This window comes from Faecalibacterium sp. Marseille-Q0746 (assembly GCF_017377595.1).
GTDB lineage: Bacteria > Bacillota > Clostridia > Oscillospirales > Ruminococcaceae > Faecalibacterium > Faecalibacterium duncaniae.
Window position 1 is genome coordinate 36,249 of record NZ_JAFREI010000022.1, and the last position, 15,778, is coordinate 52,026.

Here is a 15,778-nt window from a genome sequence, read left to right on the forward strand (position 1 = left end):
GACAAGGGATATTATACTATACGGCCCGGGTCTTGTCAACACTTTTTTTGAGATTTTTCGCCTGAGCAGAAAATGCCAAAAACTTTCTCTTTCCGACAAAGTATGTTAGAATAGAGCCACTAAGATTCAGGAGGATATTTTTATGCTGAAACGTCTGCGCGCAAAGCATCCCATCGGCTTCTGCGTTTTATCCGAGGTGCTGTTTCTGGGCAGCCTGCTGCTGGCATCCTATCTCATTGTGTTTGCACTGGTGCTCTTTGGGGTGGATCTGGAACGGGTGGACTCCTACTTCCTCAGCGCCGTGCAGGAGGCGGTGGGCATGGTGGTGGCGTTGGTCATTCTGGGCCGCACCGGTAAGATGTACCTGCTCCGCCGCCGGGGCAGCGGCTTTTTCAATGGGCTGCTGGTGGGAATGTATCCGCTGGTTCTCATCGGTTACAGCCTGTATACCAAGCTGATGTTCGGGATGCCCGAGGATGGCCAGCTGCAGCCTGCGTTCAGCATCTTCAGCTTCTTTTTGAGCATGGCGCTGGTGGGTGTGGCGGAGGAGTTCATCTTCCGCGGGGTCATTGCCCAGAGCCTGCTGGAGCGCTTCGGCACCGGCAGGGCGGGGGTCTGGAAAGCCTGTCTGCTGTCGGGCCTGCTGTTTGGCGCGGCCCACCTGACCAATCTGCTGTCCAGCGCTCCCTTCGGTGTGCTGATGCAGTGTGTCTTTGCGGCATCGCTGGGCACGCTGTTCGCAGCCATCTATTTCCGCACCGGCAACCTGTGGGTCACGGTGTTCCTGCACGGGGCCATGGACATTGCCTCTATGCTGGTGGGCGGCCTGTACGGCACGGAGGACGTGGCCGAGAGCATTTCGGGCTATGATGCCAGCATGATGCTCTCGATCTTGATCTATCTTATCCCGACTCTCTTCCTGCTGCGCAAAAAGAAGATCGGCGAGGTGGCGCTCTACTTTGGCCGGGACTGTGCCCCGGCAGCTGCTCCGGCCCCGGAGGAAAACGGGGAACGGCTCCGGTAAGCCCTCTTGCCTTTTGAAACAAAAAGGATTACAATCAGTCAAGGCAAACCGAGAGACAAATACTTCGATTCGGAGGAGAAGATATTATGGCATGTACAACGCTTCTGGTTGGTAAAAACGCATCCTATGACGGCTCCACCATGATCGCCCGCAACGACGATTCCGGTTCCGGCCATTTCACGGCAAAGAAATTCGTGGTGGTCCAGCCCGAGGAGCATCCGGCGGTCTATCGCTCGGTGCTGTCCCATGTGGAGATCCCGCTGCCCGGTGACCCCATGCGGATGACCGCCATGCCCAACGCCGTGGAGGGCAAGGGGATCTGGGCCGCAGCCGGTGTCAATGCCGCCAATGTCGGCATGACCGCCACCGAGACCATCACCTCCAACCCCCGCGTGCTGGGCGCTGACCCGCTGGTGGTGTACCAGCCCGCCAGGGGGGAGCAGCCCGAGGTGCCCGGCGGCATCGGCGAGGAGGACATCGTCTATCTGGTGCTGCCCTACATCCACACCGCCCGCGAGGGCGTGGAGCGGCTGGGCAAGCTGCTGGAGACCTACGGTACTTACGAGATGAACGGCATTGCATTCCAGGACGTGAACGAGATCTGGTGGCTGGAAACCATCGGCGGCCATCACTGGATGGCACGCCGCGTGCCCGATGACAGTTATGTGGTGATGCCGAACCAGCTGGGCATTGATGCCTTTGATCTGGACGATGCCTTTGGCGCGCAGGAAAACCATCTCTGTTCGGCTGACCTGAGGGAGTTCATTGCAAAGTATCACCTTGACCTGGCACAGGACGGCGTGTTCGACCCTCGTGCCGCCTTTGGCAGCCACACCGATTCCGACCACGTTTACAACACGCCCCGCGCCTGGTACATGCTGCGTACCCTGAACCCCACCACCTGGGTCTGGGATGGCCCCGATGCCGACTATACCCCGGCTTCCGACGACCTGCCCTGGTGCATGGTGCCTGAGAAGAAGATCACCCCCGAAGACGTGAAGTATGTGCTGTCCAGCCATTATCAGGGCACGCCGTACGATCCGTATGCAAGCTACGGTGCCAGAGAGAACCGGGGCGTTTACCGCTCCATCGGCATCAACCGCAACGACTTTGTGGCGCTGATCCAGCTGCGGACTGATCTGCCCGCCGACCTGCAGGCAGTGGAGTGGGTGGCCTACGCCTCCAATGCCCTGAATGCCATGGTGCCCTTCTACGCCAATGTGGAGACGACCCCAGCCTATCTGGCCGGCACCACCGGTGAGGTGTCCACCGACAGCTTCTACTGGGTCAGCCGGATGATCGCTGCGATGGCGGATGCTTCCTATGGCAAGTCGGTGTTCCATGTCGAGCGCTATGAGCTGGGGGTGCTCTCCGCCTGCCGTGCCCTGCTGAATCAGTATGACGCAAAGCAGCTGGCCGAGACCGACCCCGCCCGCCGCGCCGCCCTGCGCCAGGAGGCCAACGAGGCCCTGGCCGCTGAGGTCAAGGCCCGCGCCGCCGACACGCTGGATAAGGTGCTGTTTGAGCTGAGCAGCAATATGAAGAACGCATATTCTCGTTCGGATATGTGATATTTGAACGATATAATCCATCTGGTAGAAATAAGAATGCCCTGTACCATGCAAAACGGTACAGGGCATTGTTGTTTTGAAAGATAATTTAAGCGGCCAGAGCGGTCTTGATGGCGTTCATCACGGCATCGCTGTTCTCACAGCACACCATGACCACTTCGCCGGTGGGGACAGTGGCCACCTTGGCGGCGGCAGCGATCTGATACTGATCCTCGAGGTAGTGCTCCATCGTCTGCTGCTGGTTCTGGATATAGGCATCCATTGCGTCCACGACCTCCTGCGTCTTGCCCTCAGCAGGCTTGACGATGGCAACGCCGTAGCTCTGCACCATCATGGCAGAGAGGGAGGCGGCAAGATCGGTGTAGCTGCCCTCGGGCAGGTCCAGCAGGGGGAGCAGCATGTTCTGGATCTCATCGTTCAGGTCATCCGCCGGATAGCTGGCGCTGTAGCCGTACTGGGCGGTGAACTTGCCGTCCTCTGCCGGGGAGAAGATCATATAATAATCATTGTCCTCGGCTTCCCGGGCATCGTGAATAATCTGGGTGTAGTCTTTGGGGGTGGTATCTTTTTTGCTGCCGCAGCCGGTGAACACCAGCAGGGCACAGCCAAGAGCCAGCAGAGTGGCAAGAATGCGTTTTTTCATGGTCGTAGTTCCTTTCGTCTGACAAAGGCAGGGTGATCGTGATCAGTCTGCCCGCCTTTGGGGGCGTTTATGCAGCCGCTGAACGGCGGCCTTGTATCAGGAATACGGCCCGGAAGGCCGGAAGATTGCACGGCAGTTGTAACAGTTCTGTGAACGGCTTACAGCTGCAGCGCTTCCAGATCACCATGGTTGACCGGAGTAGAAAGGATGATCTGGGTGCTGGTGGTGCCCAGCTTCTGGAACTGCAGGATCAGGTGCTCCAGCTGGGGCATGCTGCCGCAGCTGACCTTGATGAGGAAGGTGTAGGCACCGGTGACATGGTAGCACTGCAGCACCTCCTTGCTGTTCTGCATCAGCTCCACCAGCTCGTCCCGATGGCTGGGTGTGACGGACAGGCTGATGAGCGCGTCCACATAGACACGGTCTGCCGGGCGGTTCAGCACCACGGTGTAGCCGCTGATGATGCCGTCGGTCTCCAGCTTGTGGATGCGGCTGGAAACAGCCGGGCTGGTCAGTGCCACCTGCTCGGCAATCTCCTTGACGGGCATCCGGGCATTTTTTGCGAGAAGGGAGAGGATCTTGCGGTCTAAATCGTCCATGAGAAAGGTCTCCTTTTATGTTTTTGTTGAATTGTACAAAAATTTTTAAAAGTAAAGTTTTACTGTTGTCGCAATCGCATAAACTGCGGAAAAACTCGCTTTTGTGTTTTCCGTGTTAATTATATAAAGTTTTGATCGAAATGTAAAGTGCTAAATTAAAGCAAATGTCAAAAATTTTGTTTGACAAGAAAAGAAAAAAGCGTATAATACATATCGCGGGGCACGGTAAGCGCCAAAGTCTGCGCAAAACACGTTGTTTCTCAAGTGCCTGCATTTGAATTGCGATTCCCAACTTTATATACTTTCCCACCCCTCTATACACAAAAACCCGCTGCCAGGCGGGTTTTTGTGTTTGTTGGGGATTTTTTTTATTGTTCGAGACGATAGGACGGCGGGGAGTTTCCCAAAGCAAGTGTCCGGAGGGTGGGACCCGACTGCCGTCAGGCAGTTGGGCGGGGGATGGAATGCCCTGCAACGGCAACGACCGCCGCCAGTGGCGGATACAGGGAGTTGCTGTTGGGGCCGCGGCCAGCAAGACGCAAGCAACGCGCAGCGGATGCTGGGAGCCGCAACCCGAATTCGCGTCCGGAGAGCAGATGCTTAAACTAAATATCCTTCAAAACAGTGCAGGTCCTCGGTTTTGACGATGCCTTCCAGATAGAGCCCGTCCTCCCGGTACTCCTCCACCTGCACGCTGCCCCGCTCCCGCATGGGGGCGGCCAGGCCCAGCTTATCATAGGGCAGCAGCACCCGGATGGTGTGCACCCGGTCACTGAGCAGCTCGTCCAGCTTTTTCAGTAGGGCATCCAGACCGTAGCCGGTCTTGGCGCTGGTCAACAGGATGTCCGGGTCAAAGTTCAGGGCATTGGGCTTGTCACACTTGTTGTAAACGGTCAGGCGGGGGATGTCGGCACAGTCCAGCCCGTCCAGGACCTCATCGGTAACGGCCAGCTGTTCTTCCCGCTGGTCGTCGCCCGCGTCCGCCACCCGCACGATGACATCAGACCATGCGGCTTCCTCCAGCGTGGATTTGAATGCCTCCACCAGATTGTGGGGCAGGCGGGAGACAAAGCCGACCGTGTCCACCAGCAGAACGGCCATGCCGCTGGGCAGCATCAGCTTCCGGCTGGTGGGGTCCAGGGTGGCAAACAGCATGTCGGCCTCGGCCACGCTGGGGCCGCACAGGGCATTCATCAGGCTGGATTTGCCCACGTTGGTGTAGCCCACAAGGCTGACCACCGGCATTCCGGTCTTGGCCCGGGCCTTGCGGCTCTCGCCCCGGCGCTTTTCCATCTCGGCCAGCTTTTCGGCCAGTGCGTCGATGCGGGCGTGGACGTGGCGGCGGTCCAGCTCCAGCTTGGTCTCACCGGCACCACGGCGGGCACCACCGCCGCCGCCGCCACCGCCGCCCTGGCGGCTCAGGCTTTCGCCCATTCCCTGCAGGCGGGGCAGACGGTAGCGCAGAAGCGCCAGCTCGGTCTGCAGCTTGCCCTCGTTGGTCACGGCGCGGCTGCGGAAAATTTCCAGAATCAGCATGGTGCGGTCAATGACCTCCATGCCGCCCAGCGCCGTGGAGATGTTGCGGATCTGGCTGCCGGTCAGCTCGCCGTCAAACACGGCACACTCGGCACCCAGCTCCCCGGCGGCAGCGGCGGCCTCCTCCAGCTTGCCGCTGCCCAGCACGATGCCGGTCTCGGGGGTCTGCCGCTTCTGGGTCACGGATGCCACAGCCTCCATGTGGTTGGCCTCGCAGAGTGCAGCCAGCTCGTTCAGGCTGCGCTCACAGTCCCAAAGCCCCTGATCCAGGGCCAGTAAGATGACCTTTGTGGGGGGCGTTTCTACTAAAATGTCATAAAGTTCGCTCAAAATAAACCTCTCAGTTCTTCATAGTGTTCCCGGGTAAGGGCATAGCACTTGCAGGCAACCGGCGTGCCGTCAAATTTGTGATACTTTGCATCATGGTCATAGATAAAGCCGGCTTTCTGCTGGACCCGGCCGCTGGCAGGATTTTCAAACGCATGGCAGCAGGCCAGCCAGCTACTATCTGTATTTTTGAACCAGTATTCTACAACTGCTTTTAGCGCTTCGGTGGTAAAGCCTTTGTTCCACCAGGCCTTGCCGATGCAGTAGCCAACCTCCCACACGCCGTTCGTGTGGTCGAAGCCGGGCCAGGGGTCACGCTCCGGCTCGGCGGAACTGGATGTGAACACGCCGATGGAGCCAAATACCTGCCTGGTAGATTTTTCCACGATGGCCCACTGGTAGTAATCTCCATTGGGGTAGAGCAGTGCCCATGCGGCCAGCAGTTCCCGGGTCTCGTTCACGTTTTTGTGGGGCTCCCACCGCAGCCAGCGGGTCACGTCCGGGTCGTTGGCCCAGTTGGCGTACATCATGGGGGCATCCTCCGGGGTCAGCGGGCGCAGAAGCAGCCGCTCCGTTTCGATCGTTTGTGTGCCTGCATGGCGCATGATACATCTCTCCTCACATGTAAAAGTTACGCATAGGATAGCACAAAACTGCCCTGCCTGCAAGCTGTGGCACGAAAAAACGCTTGACAAGAGGCGAAACTTTATTAAACTGAAGGAAGAGAGCAACAAAAAACTCCCCGGAGCCCGGGGAGTGGAAGGTTATTCTGTGTTGAAGTCGGTTTTGAGGATGGAGACCCAGTTGCTTTTACCATAGAGGAACCGGAGAATGTGGACGACCTGAGCGGGTTCCTCGATTTGATAAAAAGCCATATAGTTTTGAACAATGATAAAGTGAATGCCAAGGCCATACAAAAACGGATCACGGACAACAGGATTCTGATTAGGAAAACGATCGAGCTTCTGTAAACTGGTTCCGACACTTTCTGTCAGAAAATCAGCCGCGGTGGGATTTTTTAAGGTCAGATCAATATAGTCGTAAGCTTCCTGAATGTCTCGTTCAGCGGCATCAGTGACGTGAATATAGTAGCTCATCGGCGATTCCTCCGATTTCGCAGGTCAGCCATTACTTCATCAAGTGGACGCTCGCGTCCGGCGGCAACATCGTCCAGACCTTCCTGGAGCTTGGAATAAAGCTCAAAGCGTCCTGCCAGCTCTTCGTAGGTCTCAATGCTCATCACGGCCAGATCGCCCTTGCCGTTTTTGGTGATGAACACCGGCTCTGCGTAGGTGTGGCAGAAGGTAGAGATATCATTGTAGTTGTTGCGCAGGTCTGCGCTGGAACGAATCTTCGGCATGAAAATACACCTCGCTTTCATAACAAAATTATACCTGAATTTTTTTATATTCGCAAGAGGGAACTGAGGGAAAAGGAGACATTTTATGAAAGACATCCGCGAACTGTTACAGACCCGCCCCCTGCTTTTTGATGGTGCCATGGGTACTTATTATAAGGCGGCTCCCGGGGTGGAGTGCGAGCAGGCCAACCTGACCGACCCGGCGGGGGTGCTGGCTGTCCACCGGGAGTATCTGGCGGCAGGGGCTGATGCCGTCAAGACGAATACCTTCAGCCTGCCCCGGCTGGCGGCGGCACACACGCCCGGCTGGGAACAGCTGGCGCAGGCAGGCTGGCAGCTGGCTGTGCAGGCCGCAGAGGAGACAGATGCCGCCGTTTTTGCCGACCTCGGCCCGGCTCCGGATACCGAGGCGGTTCCGGCGGGGCAGGTATATACGGCTGTGGCAAAGCAGTTCGCGGCGCTGGGAGCCAGAAATTTTCTGTTCGAGACCCTGAGCTCCGATGCGGGCCTTCTGGATGCCGTGGGGGCCATCAAGGCGGAAGTGCCGGATGCCTTTGTGCTGGTGTCCTTTGCGGTCCTGCCCGACGGCTACACCCGGGAAGGCATGTACTGCAAAGACCTTGCCCGGCGGATGCAGGAAAGTGGCATCGTTGATGCCGTGGGCCTGAACTGCGTGTCGGCACCCGGTGCCATGCGCACACTGGCAAAGCAGCTGGGGGGCACGCTGCCCCTGTCGGTCATGCCCAACGCGGGTTATCCCGTTGTCACCCGGACGCAGGTGAAGTATCAGGGCAGGCCGGAGTACTTTGCAAGGGAGCTGGGCCGTCTGGCCGCCGAGGGCACGGTTCAGATCCTGGGCGGCTGCTGCGGCACCACCCCCGCCCACATTGCTGCCCTGCGGGCGGAGCTGGACAGCCTGCCCGTGGTGGAAAAAACGGCTCCGGCAGAAGAGTTTTCCACCATGAAGAAACAGACGGTGGAAAACGAGGACGCTTTTCTGCGCAAGCTGAACGGAGGGGAAAAGGTCATTGCCATTGAGCTGGATTCTCCCCGCAATGCGGACCTGACCGGCTATCTGGAAGGGGCGAAAAAGCTGCAGGCGGCGGGCGCTGACCTGCTGACCATTGCCGACTGCCCCATTGCACAAGCCCGGATGGATTCCTCTCTGGTGGCCTGCCGGGTCCACCGGGAGCTGGGGCTGTGCACTCTGCCCCACATGACCTGCCGCGACCGCAACCTGAACGCCACCAAGGCCCTGCTGCTGGGCCTGTATGCCGAGGGCGTGCGGGAGGTGCTGGCCATCACCGGTGACCCCATCCCCACGGCAGAGCGGGACGAGGTGAAGAATGTTTACCAGTTCAACTCCCGCAAGCTGGCCCAATACATCGTCTCGCTGGCAGGGGAAGGCCGGGAGATGCCCGGCCCCATGACCGTGTTCGGTGCCCTGAATCTGAACGCCCGCAACTTTGATGTGGAGCTGCGCCGGGCAAAGGAGAAGCTGGAAAACGGCATGAGCGGCTTTCTGACCCAGCCGGTGCTCTCGGCACAGGCGGTGGAAAACCTGAAAAAGTCCCGGGAGACGCTGGGGGCCGATGCAAAGATCCTGGCCGGTATCATGCCGGTGGTCAGCCAGCGCAACGCCATCTTCATGGAGAACGAGATCAACGGCATCCATGTGGAGGACTGGATCATTGAAAAGTTTGCCGGGCTCGACCGTGCCCAGGGCGAGGAGCTGGGTCTTGCCATCTCGCTGGAAATGGCAAAGGCCGCCCTGCCGTACGCGGACGGCCTCTACCTGATGACCCCCTTCAACCGGGTGGCCCTGATGGAGCGGCTGATCGGCAGATTGAAGCAGGAAGTTCTCGGAGCATATTGACAAAACGCCAAAAAAACGTTATATTCTTTGTATAAATGCAACGAGAAAGAGTGTGCGCGGCAAACCGCCTTGCAGAGAGCCGGGGGCAGGTGAGAGCCCGGCAGGTAAGCGCTGCGCACTGTCGCTTTTGAGCAGGGGCGGTGAAGCCAGTAGCCGCTCTCGGAGCTGCCCCACGTTACCGGGGCATCAAGGGGCACGGGCTGTGTTTGCAGCCGGTGCAATTTGGGTGGTACCGCGGTATGTAGTTTACAGCCGTCCCATGGAACGTTCCGTGGGGCGGCTTTTTTCGTCCCACTCATCACATTTTTGGGAGGATACAATGAAAGAACTCGCAAAACAGTACGATCCCAGCCAGGTGGAAGACCGCATCTACCAGTTCTGGCAGGATGGCGGCTACTTCCACACGGAAGCGGACCCCGACAAGAAGCCTTACACCATCGTCATGCCCCCTCCGAACGTGACCGGTCAGCTCCACATGGGCCATGCGCTGGATAACACCATGCAGGATGTGCTCATCCGCACCAAGCGGATGCAGGGCTATGCCGCCCTGTGGGTGCCCGGCACCGACCACGCATCCATCGCCACCGAGGCCAAGGTCGTGGAGGCCATGCGTGCCGAGGGCCTGACCAAGGAGATGGTGGGCCGCGACGGTTTCCTGGAGCGCGCCTGGGACTGGAAGACCAAGTACGGCAACCGCATCGTCAGCCAGCTGAAAAAGCTGGGCACCAGCTGTGACTGGCAGCGGGAGCGCTTTACCATGGACGAGGGCTGCTCGGATGCCGTCAAGGAAGTGTTCGTGCGCCTGTACGACAAGGGCCTGATCTACCGCGGCAACCGGATGGTCAACTGGTGCCCCCACTGCAACACCTCCATCTCGGATGCCGAGGTGGAGTACGAGGAAAAGGATGGCAATTTCTGGCACCTGCTCTACCCGGTCAAGGAGACCGGCGAGATGCTGGAGCTGGCAACCACCCGCCCCGAGACCATGCTGGGTGATACCGCTGTTGCCATCAACGGCGAGGACCCCCGCTATGCCCACCTCCACGGCTGCCATGTTGTCCTGCCCCTGCTGAACAAGGAGATCCCCATCGTCTGCGACGAGCACGCTGATATGACTAAGGGCACCGGTGTCGTCAAGATCACCCCCGCTCACGACCCCAACGACTTTGAAGTGGGTCTGCGCCATGATCTGCCCATCGTCCGGGTGTTCACCTACGACGGCCACATGACCGGTGCTGCCGATAAGGCCGCTGCCGATGCACTGTTTGCCGCAGGCAAGGACACCGTGAACGAGCCCGAGGTGCTGGACTGCGGCAAGTACGCCGGCATGACCACCCTCGAGGCCCGCAAGGCCATTCTGGCAGACCTGAAGGAGGGCGGCTTCCTGAAGGAGATCGAGCCCCTGAAGCACGAGGTCGGCACCTGCTACCGCTGCCACTCCACCATCGAGCCCATGGTCTCCAAGCAGTGGTTCGTCAAGATGGAGCCTTTGGCAAAGCCTGCCATCGAGAGCGTGGAGAAGGGCGAGATCAAGTTCGTGCCCGAGCGCTTTACCAAGAACTACCTCAACTGGATGAAGGGCACCCGCGACTGGTGCATCAGCCGTCAGCTGTGGTGGGGCCACCAGATCCCGGCCTTCTACTGCGATGACTGCGGCGAGACCGTGGTTGCCAAAGAGATGCCCTGCACCTGCCCCAAGTGCGGCGGCAGCCACTTCACCCAGGACCCCGATACGCTGGATACCTGGTTCTCCTCCGCTCTGTGGCCCTTCAGCACTCTGGGCTGGCCCAACGAGGACAGCGCGGACCTGAAGTACTTCTACCCCACCAACACGCTGGTCACCGGCTATGATATCATCGGCTTCTGGGTCAGCCGCATGATCTTCTCCGGCCTGGCCTACACCGGCAAGGCTCCCTTCGACACCGTCTGCATCCACGGCATCGTCCGCGACAGCCAGGGCCGCAAGATGTCCAAGAGCCTGGGCAACGGCATCGACCCGCTGGAGGTCATTGCCCAGTACGGCGCGGATGCACTGCGCTTCATGCTGCTGGACGGTTCCACCCCCGGCAACGATATGCGTTACAGCGAGAAGAAGGTGGAGGCTGCCCGCAACTTTGCCAATAAGCTGTGGAACGCCACCCGTTTTGTCCTGATGAACCTGCCCGAGGACTTCCAGCCTGGCCTGCCCGAGGAGAGCAAGCTGGACATGAGCGACAAGTGGGTGCTGACCAAGCTGAATCAGGTGGCCGGTGCCATGACCGACAACCTCGACCACTTCGAGATGGGTCTGGCCGCTGCCAAGATCAACAGCTTCATCTGGGATGTCTACTGCGACTGGTTCATCGAGATCGCAAAGCCCCGCCTGAACTCCGGCGATGCAGAGCAGGCAGATACCGCCCGCCGTGTGCTGGTGTATGTGCTGGACAAGGCCCTCAAGCTGCTGCATCCCTTCATGCCCTTCATCACGGAGGAGCTGTATCAGGCCCTGCCCGGCTCCGCCGAGACCATTATGACCCAGAGCTGGCCCACCTTTGACGAGGCACACAACTGGGCCGAGGAAGAGGAAGCCTTTGAAAAGGTCATGGACTACATCAAGGCAGTCCGCACCATGCGCACCGAGATGAATGTCCATCCTGCCAAAAAGACCAGTATGATCATCGAGACGGCTGATCCCGCTCCCTTCCGGAATGCAGAGGTCTATCTGGCAAAGTTTGCCTTTGCCACCGACGTGACCTTTACGGAAAAGTACGAGGGCAGCACCGATGGCATGGTGCAGGTGTCCACCCACACCGCCCGCGGCTTTATCCCCATGATGGAGCTGATCGACCGCGAGAAGGAGCTGGCCCGCCTGAACAAGGAAAAGGTCAAGGCCGAGAAGGAACTGGCCATGTTCGAGAACCAGCTGGCCAACCCCAAGTTCGTGGAGCGTGCCCCCGCCGCTCTGGTGGAAGAGATCCGCGCAAAGCGCACCAACAGCCAGAGCAAGCTGGCCAACATCGAGCAGAGCATCAAGGCTCTGGGCTAAGCGGATGCAGGAACAGAATCAACGCACCTCCCCGTGGCTCATCGCGTGGCGGGTGATCTTTACTTTTGCCCTCATCGGCTGCATCGTGTTCATCTTCTCGAACTCTCTGCAGATCGCGGATGTGTCCGAGGGGGCCAGCGGCCGGGTACTGGGGATACTGCAGGGCATCCTGCGGCATCTGGGTCTTCCCGGTGCCGCTGACCGGCTCACCATGCACATCGTGCGCAAGCTGGCGCATTTCTGCGAGTATCTGCTGGAAGGCTTCCTGCTCATGCTCTGCCTGCGGGTGTACACCCGGCACTTCTTCAAGCATGTGTCCTGGCCCATGCTGGGCGGCCTGCTCACAGCCCTGACCGATGAGACCATCCAGCTCTTTGTGCCGGGCCGCAGCGGCCAGGTCACCGATATCTGGATCGATTTCTCCGGTGTGATGACCGGCCTGCTGGTGGGGCTCATCCTGCTGGGGCTTGTCCGGATGTGCATCATTCTCTATCAACATCGAAACGAGGTTTGACGCAATGACCATTGAACAGGCAAATGCCTATTTTGCATCTCTGCCCGAGGGCTTTGCCCCGGCCCGGCAGCTGCAGGAAGCCCTCTCTGCCAAGGCAGGCCGGGTGGATTATCTGGGCGTAGCCGGTACGGCTGGCAAAACGACTGCCGCCGCCCTCACGGCGGCGGTGCTCAGAGCTGCCGGCCTCGTTACCGGCAGCTACCACGCAGGCTGTGAGCCGCTCTCTGCCCGCATCCGGGTGAATGGGGAGCCTGTGGCACCGGAGCTGCTTGCACAGGCCGCCGAGACCCTGAGCGCCCGGGAGACCCTGCCTCGTGCGGCCGCCGAGCTGGCTGCCGCTGCCCGCTGCTTTGGCGAGGCAGGCTGTGCGCTGGCCGTGGTGGAGCTGCCCGATGCGGGGCTTGCCGAGGCCCTGCCCAAGATGCCGGTCTGTGCGGTCACCTCCATCGGCCCGGACGGCATTAGCGCCTCGCTGGAGCGCTCCGCCGCGCTGGCGGCCGGTGTCATGCGCAAGGGCAGTATCTGCGTCACCGCGCCTGAGCAGCCCAAGGCTGTGGTCAGTGAGCTCGTCGTGGCCGCCGGTAAGGCAGACTGTGAGCTGGTTGTGCCGGACCCCGATGACATCACCTTCCTCGAAGCCGAAAAGTTTGCCAGCCGTGTGGACTACGGCGGCTATACCGTGCCGCTGGCCTTCCTGGGCCGTCACGCGGCGGGCAGTGCCGCCATTGCGGTGGAGCTGGCTCTGGCCCTCTGCAAAAAGGGCTATGACATCTCCGATGAAGCCATTCTGGAAGGTCTGGCCGCTGTGGAGAACCGCAGCAGCATCCGGGTCCTCTCCCAGCGCCCGCTGGTGGTGCTGGATGCCTGCCGCACCCCGCAGCAGGCCATTGCCCTGCTGCGTGTCCTGAACATGGCCAAGGTGCGCCACCTGAGCGCTGTCATCGGCCTGGCAGAGGAAGAAGGAGCCGAGGCTTTCTTCTCCGCGCTGGAAAGCGGCCTGACGGCTGAGACCCAGAAAAAAGACCGTACCACCATGCCCGGCATGAGCGAGAATCCCTTTGATAAGGTGTTCCTCGTTCCCCCGGCGGGTACGGATGCCGCCATGACCGAGCGCCTGCTGGAAAAGGCACGCTACCACTTTGATGCCGAGCTCTGCGGGAGCCTGGCCGAAGCCATGGAGCTTGCCCGGGCCAACAGCCGCCGCGGGCTGCTGATCTGCGGCGGCGAAGCCATTGCACTGGAGGCTGCCGAGCTGCTGGCTGAAAAGTAAGCGACACCCTTTTCTAAAATATGCTCGAAAGAGCCTGTACACTGATGAAAACGTGTACAGGCTCTTTTATTTTGGTTTAGAGGAAACCGCTCGGGCTATGCTTCGCTCTGCCGACCTCCCGGAAAGGGGAAGCCTCCGGCAGACCGGACAAGCCTGAGCGATTTACGCAAGGAAAGGACAGAAAATGGCAACAGTTACATTCAGTGCGGCGGACGATCTGCTCTATGCCTATCTGGCAGGTGAAATCGACCACGATGCCGCACAGAACCTGCGCATCCAGCTGGACGATGCCCTTTTGGCCCGCACCCCCAAAACACTGGTGCTCGATCTGGGCGGGGTTGGGTTTATGGATTCGTCCGGGGTGGGGCTGATTCTGGGCCGCCAGCGCTGCGCCCGCAGTCTGGGCGGAACCCTGCGTATCCAGCACGCCCCGGAGCAGCTGCGCCGCGTTCTGCGGCTGGCCAATATCCCCTGCACGGATGCAGGACAGGAGGAATGAAGATGAAAGCGGAAAACACGACCAGGATCCAATTTGATTCCCTCAGCGTCAACGAAGCGTATGCCCGCGGTGCGGCAGCGGCTTTTCTGGCCCGGTATGACCCCACCGTGCCCCAGCTGGCTGACCTGAAAACGGCGGTATCCGAAGCCGTCACCAACTGCATCGTCCACGCCTACCCCGACCGGGTGGGGCCCATCACCATGACAGTCTCCGTTTATCCGGGGCGGGTGGTCAGGATCGTGATCGCAGACAAAGGGGTCGGCATCCCGGATATCCCCAGAGCGATGGAGCCGCTCTTCACCACCGGCAACCCGGAGGAGCGCTCCGGTCTCGGTTTTGCGGTCATGCAGAGCTTTATGGATAAAGTCAGTGTGCGCTCCGCTCCCGGCCGGGGCACCCGGGTCATTCTGACAAAGCATCTGGAGGAAAAGCCCTCTACATAAAAGGAAATGAGGGAATACCATGGTAACGGACAAGACCCGGCGCAGTGCATTCATTGAACAGAACCTCGGGCTGGTACACGCCTGTGCCGGACGCTTCCGGGGCAGGGGCATTGAATACGATGATCTCTACGGCGCTGGCTGCATGGGACTGGTCAAGGCGACCGACGGTTTTGATGAAGGACGCGGGGTCTGCTTTTCTACCTATGCAGTGCCAGTGATCCTGGGCGAGATCAAAAAGCTCTTCCGGGAGGGCGGCACAGTCAAGGTCAGCCGCTCCTTAAAAGAACTGGGGCTGCGGGTCAATGCGGCGCGGGAACATCACAGGAAGCTCTGCGGCACCGAGCCGACCCTTTCTCAACTGGCAGAAGAGCTGGGGGAGAGCGTGGAGAACATCACGCTTGCAATCCAGGCTGCACAGCCCGCCCTGAGCCTGACCCCGGAAGGGGAGAACAGTGACCGGCAGATAGATATCCCGGTGGAATCCCCGGAGGAAGAACTTGCGGATAAGATCGGCCTGACCGAGGTACTGGAAAGTCTGCCGGAAGAGGACCGGCTCCTGATCCGTCTGCGTTTTTATGCCAACCGCACCCAGAGTGAGACGGCAAAAGTGCTGCATACCACGCAGGTACAGATCTCCCGGCGGGAGCGCAAGATCCTGCGCAAAATGCGGGAACGGTTATTGGAATGAGCCGTGCAAAAGAAAATAGGGCTTTTCTTGAAAAATGTGAAAAAAGGGCTTGCTTTTTGTCTGAGTCTGTGCTAAAATACATTACTGTCAGGCGGATGTCTGACACAAACGCTTCAGAAAAAACGGATGAAAAGTGACGAAGGTCGATTGGTTCTTCTAAGAACTTCAAAAAAGTGCTTGACATTTTGACACAAACGTGCTAAAATGTATAAGCCATCAGCCGCTAAGGCTGAGGCGCACAGGACCTTGAAAATTGAACAATATCGAAAAACTTGCAACGGAACCTATTTTCGTGTTGGAAAAACACGTTAAACAATTCCAAACAAAGTAATTCACACAGGACGCAAGCGATTGCGTGCTGAGCGAAGAAGATTTAACACTTTTTAAGTGATAAATATCATTT

At 59.2% G+C, this 15,778-nt stretch carries 16 protein-coding genes and 1 other annotated feature; of the genes, 9 read left to right on the top strand and 7 right to left on the bottom strand.

Translation table 11 applies throughout. The features are described 5' to 3' along the window. The first annotated feature begins 142 nt into the window (after positions 1 to 142). Positions 143 to 1,024, top strand: coding sequence for a CPBP family intramembrane glutamic endopeptidase (locus tag J3351_RS11950; protein ID WP_005936512.1), 882 nt, complete (start codon positions 143 to 145; stop codon positions 1,022 to 1,024). Positions 1,025 to 1,110: 86 nt separating this feature from the next. Continuing rightward, a complete protein-coding gene (locus tag J3351_RS11955; RefSeq protein WP_207697822.1) occupies positions 1,111 to 2,595 on the top strand; it encodes a C69 family dipeptidase in 1,485 nt (494 codons plus the stop codon). Between the two features lie 88 nt (positions 2,596 to 2,683). On the opposite strand, the gene J3351_RS11960 is transcribed toward J3351_RS11955, so the two are convergent. The 6 genes from J3351_RS11960 to J3351_RS11985 form a co-directional block, all read right to left on the bottom strand. Further along, entirely contained in the window at positions 2,684 to 3,238 is a 555-nt protein-coding gene (locus J3351_RS11960; protein ID WP_207697823.1) for a DUF4358 domain-containing protein, read from the bottom strand. Between the two features lie 158 nt (positions 3,239 to 3,396). Next, positions 3,397 to 3,837 (bottom strand): Lrp/AsnC family transcriptional regulator, encoded by a 441-nt coding sequence (locus tag J3351_RS11965; RefSeq protein ID WP_097771813.1) that lies wholly within the window; start codon positions 3,835 to 3,837, stop codon positions 3,397 to 3,399. Positions 3,838 to 4,437: 600 nt separating this feature from the next. Further along, entirely contained in the window at positions 4,438 to 5,703 is a 1,266-nt protein-coding gene (gene hflX / locus J3351_RS11970; RefSeq protein ID WP_207697824.1) for a GTPase HflX, read from the bottom strand. Further along, positions 5,700 to 6,305 carry a GNAT family N-acetyltransferase gene (locus J3351_RS11975; RefSeq protein ID WP_207697825.1) on the bottom strand — a complete coding sequence of 202 codons (606 nt, stop codon included), beginning with the start codon at positions 6,303 to 6,305 and terminating at the stop codon, positions 5,700 to 5,702. Before J3351_RS11975 ends, hflX begins: the two co-directional genes overlap by 4 nt. Before the next feature lie 159 nt (positions 6,306 to 6,464). Next, positions 6,465 to 6,797, bottom strand: a complete 333-nt coding sequence (locus J3351_RS11980) for a type II toxin-antitoxin system RelE/ParE family toxin (protein ID WP_207697826.1) — start codon at positions 6,795 to 6,797, stop codon at positions 6,465 to 6,467. Continuing rightward, positions 6,794 to 7,060, bottom strand: a complete 267-nt coding sequence (locus J3351_RS11985; RefSeq protein WP_207697827.1) for a type II toxin-antitoxin system prevent-host-death family antitoxin — start codon at positions 7,058 to 7,060, stop codon at positions 6,794 to 6,796. The genes J3351_RS11980 and J3351_RS11985 overlap by 4 nt, the downstream gene beginning before the upstream one ends. Before the next feature lie 85 nt (positions 7,061 to 7,145). Here J3351_RS11985 and J3351_RS11990 point away from each other — a divergent pair, with 85 nt between their 5' ends. The 7 genes from J3351_RS11990 (at position 7,146) to J3351_RS12020 (ending at position 15,375) form a co-directional block, all read left to right on the top strand. Next, entirely contained in the window at positions 7,146 to 8,936 is a 1,791-nt protein-coding gene (locus tag J3351_RS11990) for a bifunctional homocysteine S-methyltransferase/methylenetetrahydrofolate reductase (RefSeq protein WP_207697828.1), read from the top strand. Positions 8,937 to 8,967: 31 nt separating this feature from the next. Continuing rightward, positions 8,968 to 9,199 (top strand) — a binding site (T-box leader). 56 nt (positions 9,200 to 9,255) lie between these two features. Beyond that, a complete protein-coding gene (locus J3351_RS11995) occupies positions 9,256 to 11,961 on the top strand; it encodes a valine--tRNA ligase (RefSeq protein ID WP_207697829.1) in 2,706 nt (901 codons plus the stop codon). 4 nt (positions 11,962 to 11,965) lie between these two features. Then, positions 11,966 to 12,475 (top strand): VanZ family protein, encoded by a 510-nt coding sequence (locus tag J3351_RS12000; protein ID WP_005936544.1) that lies wholly within the window; start codon positions 11,966 to 11,968, stop codon positions 12,473 to 12,475. Positions 12,476 to 12,479: 4 nt separating this feature from the next. After that, positions 12,480 to 13,745: a folylpolyglutamate synthase gene (locus tag J3351_RS12005; RefSeq protein ID WP_156071146.1), complete on the top strand. Its 1,266-nt coding sequence runs from the start codon at positions 12,480 to 12,482 to the stop codon at positions 13,743 to 13,745. A 184-nt stretch (positions 13,746 to 13,929) separates the two neighbouring features. After that, a complete protein-coding gene (locus tag J3351_RS12010; protein ID WP_005936547.1) occupies positions 13,930 to 14,244 on the top strand; it encodes an anti-sigma factor antagonist in 315 nt (104 codons plus the stop codon). Positions 14,245 to 14,246: 2 nt separating this feature from the next. Beyond that, positions 14,247 to 14,687, top strand: coding sequence for an anti-sigma F factor (gene spoIIAB, locus J3351_RS12015; RefSeq protein WP_035395071.1), 441 nt, complete (start codon positions 14,247 to 14,249; stop codon positions 14,685 to 14,687). Between the two features lie 19 nt (positions 14,688 to 14,706). Beyond that, positions 14,707 to 15,375 (top strand): sigma-70 family RNA polymerase sigma factor, encoded by a 669-nt coding sequence (locus J3351_RS12020; RefSeq protein WP_207697830.1) that lies wholly within the window; start codon positions 14,707 to 14,709, stop codon positions 15,373 to 15,375. Between the two features lie 216 nt (positions 15,376 to 15,591). Here J3351_RS12020 and J3351_RS12025 read toward each other — a convergent pair. Then, positions 15,592 to 15,778: hypothetical protein (locus tag J3351_RS12025; protein ID WP_207697831.1), on the bottom strand; the 187-nt coding region annotated here is incomplete at its 5' end.

What these genes read in the sequence shown, in the direction of transcription:
- J3351_RS11950 (WP_005936512.1), top strand. Translation starts at nt 143, where the DNA reads ATGCTGAAACGTCTGCGCGCAAAGCATCCCATCGGCTTCTGCGTTTTA.
- J3351_RS11955 (WP_207697822.1), top strand. Translation starts at nt 1,111, where the DNA reads ATGGCATGTACAACGCTTCTGGTTGGTAAAAACGCATCCTATGACGGC.
- J3351_RS11960 (WP_207697823.1), bottom strand. Translation starts at nt 3,238, where the DNA reads ATGAAAAAACGCATTCTTGCCACTCTGCTGGCTCTTGGCTGTGCCCTG.
- J3351_RS11965 (WP_097771813.1), bottom strand. Translation starts at nt 3,837, where the DNA reads ATGGACGATTTAGACCGCAAGATCCTCTCCCTTCTCGCAAAAAATGCC.
- J3351_RS11975 (WP_207697825.1), bottom strand. Translation starts at nt 6,305, where the DNA reads ATGCGCCATGCAGGCACACAAACGATCGAAACGGAGCGGCTGCTTCTG.
- J3351_RS11980 (WP_207697826.1), bottom strand. Translation starts at nt 6,797, where the DNA reads ATGAGCTACTATATTCACGTCACTGATGCCGCTGAACGAGACATTCAG.
- J3351_RS11985 (WP_207697827.1), bottom strand. Translation starts at nt 7,060, where the DNA reads ATGCCGAAGATTCGTTCCAGCGCAGACCTGCGCAACAACTACAATGAT.
- J3351_RS11990 (WP_207697828.1), top strand. Translation starts at nt 7,146, where the DNA reads ATGAAAGACATCCGCGAACTGTTACAGACCCGCCCCCTGCTTTTTGAT.
- J3351_RS11995 (WP_207697829.1), top strand. Translation starts at nt 9,256, where the DNA reads ATGAAAGAACTCGCAAAACAGTACGATCCCAGCCAGGTGGAAGACCGC.
- J3351_RS12000 (WP_005936544.1), top strand. Translation starts at nt 11,966, where the DNA reads ATGCAGGAACAGAATCAACGCACCTCCCCGTGGCTCATCGCGTGGCGG.
- J3351_RS12005 (WP_156071146.1), top strand. Translation starts at nt 12,480, where the DNA reads ATGACCATTGAACAGGCAAATGCCTATTTTGCATCTCTGCCCGAGGGC.
- J3351_RS12010 (WP_005936547.1), top strand. Translation starts at nt 13,930, where the DNA reads ATGGCAACAGTTACATTCAGTGCGGCGGACGATCTGCTCTATGCCTAT.
- spoIIAB (WP_035395071.1), top strand. Translation starts at nt 14,247, where the DNA reads ATGAAAGCGGAAAACACGACCAGGATCCAATTTGATTCCCTCAGCGTC.
- J3351_RS12020 (WP_207697830.1), top strand. Translation starts at nt 14,707, where the DNA reads ATGGTAACGGACAAGACCCGGCGCAGTGCATTCATTGAACAGAACCTC.